This is a genomic window from Arthrobacter sp. SO3, from assembly GCF_020532825.1.
GTDB lineage: Bacteria > Actinomycetota > Actinomycetes > Actinomycetales > Micrococcaceae > Arthrobacter.
Genome location: NZ_MQTS01000181.1, coordinates 7,992 through 11,393 on the forward strand (window position 1 = coordinate 7,992; position 3,402 = coordinate 11,393).

Annotated in this window: 3 protein-coding genes and 1 pseudogene; 1 reads left to right on the forward strand and 3 read right to left on the reverse strand. The window is 70.2% G+C overall.

Features of this window, described 5'->3' with window-relative positions:
* Window positions 1-42: 42 nt before the first annotated feature.
* Genes BJQ90_RS16850 through pyrR form a run of 3 tightly spaced genes read right to left on the reverse strand, consistent with a single transcriptional unit; the run spans window position 43 to window position 3,040 of the window.
* The gene (locus tag BJQ90_RS16850; RefSeq protein ID WP_226761367.1) at window positions 43-1,416 is read right to left on the reverse strand and encodes a dihydroorotase; all 1,374 of its coding nucleotides are present in this window, start codon (window positions 1,414-1,416) and stop codon (window positions 43-45) included.
* Entirely contained in the window at window positions 1,416-2,444 is a 1,029-nt protein-coding gene (locus tag BJQ90_RS16855) for an aspartate carbamoyltransferase catalytic subunit (protein WP_226761368.1), read from the reverse strand. Before BJQ90_RS16855 ends, BJQ90_RS16850 begins: the two co-directional genes overlap by 1 nt.
* On the reverse strand, window positions 2,441-3,040 hold the full coding sequence (gene pyrR / locus BJQ90_RS16860; protein WP_226761369.1) for a bifunctional pyr operon transcriptional regulator/uracil phosphoribosyltransferase PyrR: 600 nt from the start codon (window positions 3,038-3,040) through the stop codon (window positions 2,441-2,443). The genes BJQ90_RS16855 and pyrR overlap by 4 nt, the downstream gene beginning before the upstream one ends.
* A gap of 136 nt (window positions 3,041-3,176) precedes the next feature.
* On the opposite strand from pyrR, the pseudogene BJQ90_RS16865 reads away from it, so the two are divergent.
* Window positions 3,177-3,402 (forward strand): annotated as a pseudogene (locus BJQ90_RS16865) (PrsW family intramembrane metalloprotease); the annotation flags it as partial.

Below are 3,402 nucleotides of genomic sequence, written 5' to 3' on the forward strand. Positions count from 1 at the left end.
CGGCGAGGGCCAGCATAATCAGGAGGAAGGGCAGCTTGTCCATCAGTGGCCTGCCGCTGCGGTGCCGGGCAGCTGGGCCTGCTCCGGGAGCCAGCGGTACGGGGTGTTCAGCTTGCCGTCCAGGACGGTGGGGTGGCCCTTGAAGAACATCGCCACCACCTTGCCGGGGAGTTCCCGGCCGGCAAAAGGAGAGTTACGGCCCATGGTTGCCATCTTAGAAGGGTCCACGGTCCACCGCGCAGCCGGGTCCACCAGTGTGACGTTGGCGGGTTCGCCGGCGTCGAGCGGGCGTCCCTGGTCTGTCAGCCGGCCGATGGCGGCGGGTGCGGTGGAGGTGACCCGGGCGAAGTCGGCCCAGCCCATCAGCCCGGTTTCGATCATCGTGTGCTGCACCACGGACAGCGCGGTTTCCAGCCCGGTCATGCCCATGGCGGCCTGGGCCCACTCGCATTCCTTGTGCTCGCTGGGGTGCGGGGCGTGGTCGGTGCCCACGACGTCGATCGTACCGTCGGCCAGCGCGGCGCGCAGGGCCTGCACGTCGGCGTCGGTGCGCAGCGGCGGGTTGACCTTGTAGACCGGGTCGTAGCTGCGGGCGAGTTCGTCCGTGAGCCAGAGGTGGTGCGGGGTGACTTCGGCCGTGACGTTGACGCCGCGGGATTTGGCCCAGCGGATGATCTCGACGGAACCGGCCGTGGAGACGTGGCAGACGTGCAGCCGGGAGCCGACGTGCTGGGCGAGCAGGACGTCCCGGGCGATGATGCTTTCTTCGGCGACGGCGGGCCAGCCGGTGAGTCCGAGGACGGCGGAGACTTCGCCCTCGTTCATCTGCGCGCCGGCGGTGAGCCGGGGTTCCTGCGCGTGCTGGGCCACGACGCCGTCGAACGCCTTGACGTATTCCAGCGCCCGGCGCATCAGCACCGGGTCGTGGACGCAGATGCCGTCGTCGGAGAAGACCCGGACCCGGGCGCGGGAGTCGGCCATGGCGCCGAGTTCGGCGAGCTGCTCCCCCGCCAGGCCGACGGTCACGGCGCCCACCGGGCGGACATCCACCCAGCCGGCGGTGCGGCCCAGGGTGAGGACCTGTTCGACGACGCCGGCGGTGTCCGCCACCGGGGTGCTGTTCGCCATGGCGTGCACGGCCGTGTAGCCGCCCAGGGCCGCGGCGCGGGTGCCGGTCTCGACCGTTTCGGCGTCTTCGCGGCCGGGTTCGCGCAGGTGGGTGTGGATGTCCACCATGCCGGGCAGGGCCACGAGACCGGCGGCCTCAATGACGGTCGCGCCGTCGGCGGAGAGGTCCTGGCCGCGTTCGGCGATGATGCCGTCGCGGATCAGGAGGTCTTCGGGGGCTCCGCCGAGAATGGCGGCGCCGCGGATCAGGTAGGCGCCGGTGCCTGCGTCCTGTTGCTGTGATGCCATTAGTGGCTCTCCTTGGTGGCGTGGGCGGAGGGGGAAGAGGTGGAGTTCGTGCGGACGGCCGGTTCGCGGGTGTCCCCGGAGAGCAGCAGGTAGAGGGCCGCCATCCGGATGGACACGCCGTTGCGGACCTGCGCCAGGACCGTGGAGCGGGGCGAGTCGGCGGCGGCGGACGAGATCTCCAGGCCGCGGTTCATCGGCCCGGGATGCATGATGATGGTGTCCTTGAAGCCCAGGGTGTCCAGGGCGCGGAGCCGGTTGTCGTCGAAGCCCCAGCGGCGCGAGTATTCGCGGGTGGTCGGGAAGAAGGAGGCGTTCATCCGTTCGCCCTGCACGCGCAGCATCATCATGGCGTCCACGCCGCGGGCGAGGGTCGCGTCCAGGTCGTAACTGACGCTGCACGGCCACTTTTCGACGCCGATCGGCAGCAGTGTCGGCGGGGCGACCAGTGTGACTTCCGCCCCGAGGGTGCGCAGCAGCCAGACGTTGGAGCGGGCCACGCGGGAGTGCAGCACATCCCCGGCGATCGCGACCCGCATGCCGGTGAGGTCTGCCCCGGCGGACGGGGTGCCGGCCAGCTTCGACCAGTGCCGGCGCATGGTGAACGCGTCCAGCAGCGCCTGGGTGGGGTGCTCGTGGGTGCCGTCGCCGGCGTTGATGACGGCGGCGTCGATCCAGTCCGTGGCGGCGAGCCGGTGCGGGGCGCCGGAGGCCCAGTGCCGGATGACAACGGCGTCGGCCCCCATCGCGGAGAGCGTCTGGGCCGTGTCCTTGAGGGATTCGCCCTTCGAGACGGAGGAGCCCTTCGCGGAAAAGTTGATGACGTCGGCGGAGAGCCGTTTGGCGGCCGCCTCGAAGGAAATGCGGGTCCGGGTGGAGTCCTCGAAGAACAGGTTCACCACGGTCCGGCCGCGCAGGGTGGGCAGCTTCTTGACCTCACGCTCCCCCACGGCTGCCATTTCCTCGGCGGTGTCGAGGATGCGGACGGCGTTGGACAGGCTCAGGTCTTCGGTGGAGAGCAGGTGCTTCATGCGGTGGCCTCGATGACCACTTCGTTGACCGGCGCGCCGTCGACGGAGTCGGTTTCCTCGAGCCGGACCCGGACTTTCTCGGCGGAGGAGGTGGGGAGGTTCTTGCCGACGTGGTCCGCCCGGATCGGCAGTTCCCGGTGGCCGCGGTCGATCAGCACCGCGAGGCGCACGATGCGGGGACGGCCGAGGTCGATGATCGCGTCGAGGGCGGCGCGGATGGTCCGGCCGGAGTACAGGACGTCGTCGATCAGCACTACCACCTTGTTGTCGATGCCGGTGCGCGGAAGCTGTGTGGGGTACGGCGGGCGCATGGCCTGGTGGGAAAGGTCGTCGCGGAACATTGTCACATCGAGCTGGCCCACGATCGCAGCGGGGTCCACGGTGGGATCGGCGGCGGCAATCTTGGCGGCAAGCCGGACGGCGAGGGGGTAGCCCCTCCGCGGGATGCCCAGCAGGGCCAGGTCCTGGGAGCCCTTGTTGGACTCGAGAATTTCATGGGCGATACGAGTGAGTGCACGGTCGATGTCCGCCTGGTTGAGTACCACTCGGGTAAGAACAACCTTGGCCGGAACCGGTGCTTCTGGAACAGAAGTCAACGCTCGTCTCCCCTTTCCCCGCCTCACGGGACGGAATTAAAAAAGGATGGTTTGCCCTCCCAAATTACCACAGCGGGTCTTGCGCCCCGGCGCCGCCGGCATGCGTTTAACCTCACACGGACATAGGCTCGGGACCATGATGACGAACGAGCCGCAGCCGGGCCATGACCACCCGGGGTCCTCCCCCGGCGGCCGGCCGCCGCTTCCCCAGCAGGCCAACCCGACGTGGCTGGGGCAGGTCCAGCCGGAGGACTACCGGCCGGCTCCTGCCGGCCACCGCGGCCCGGGCCGGCCGGCGCCCCTGCCCGCCCTTCCGCCGGCGCGGCGGGGCCGCCGCTCCGCCGGCGTTGTCGGGCTCGCGC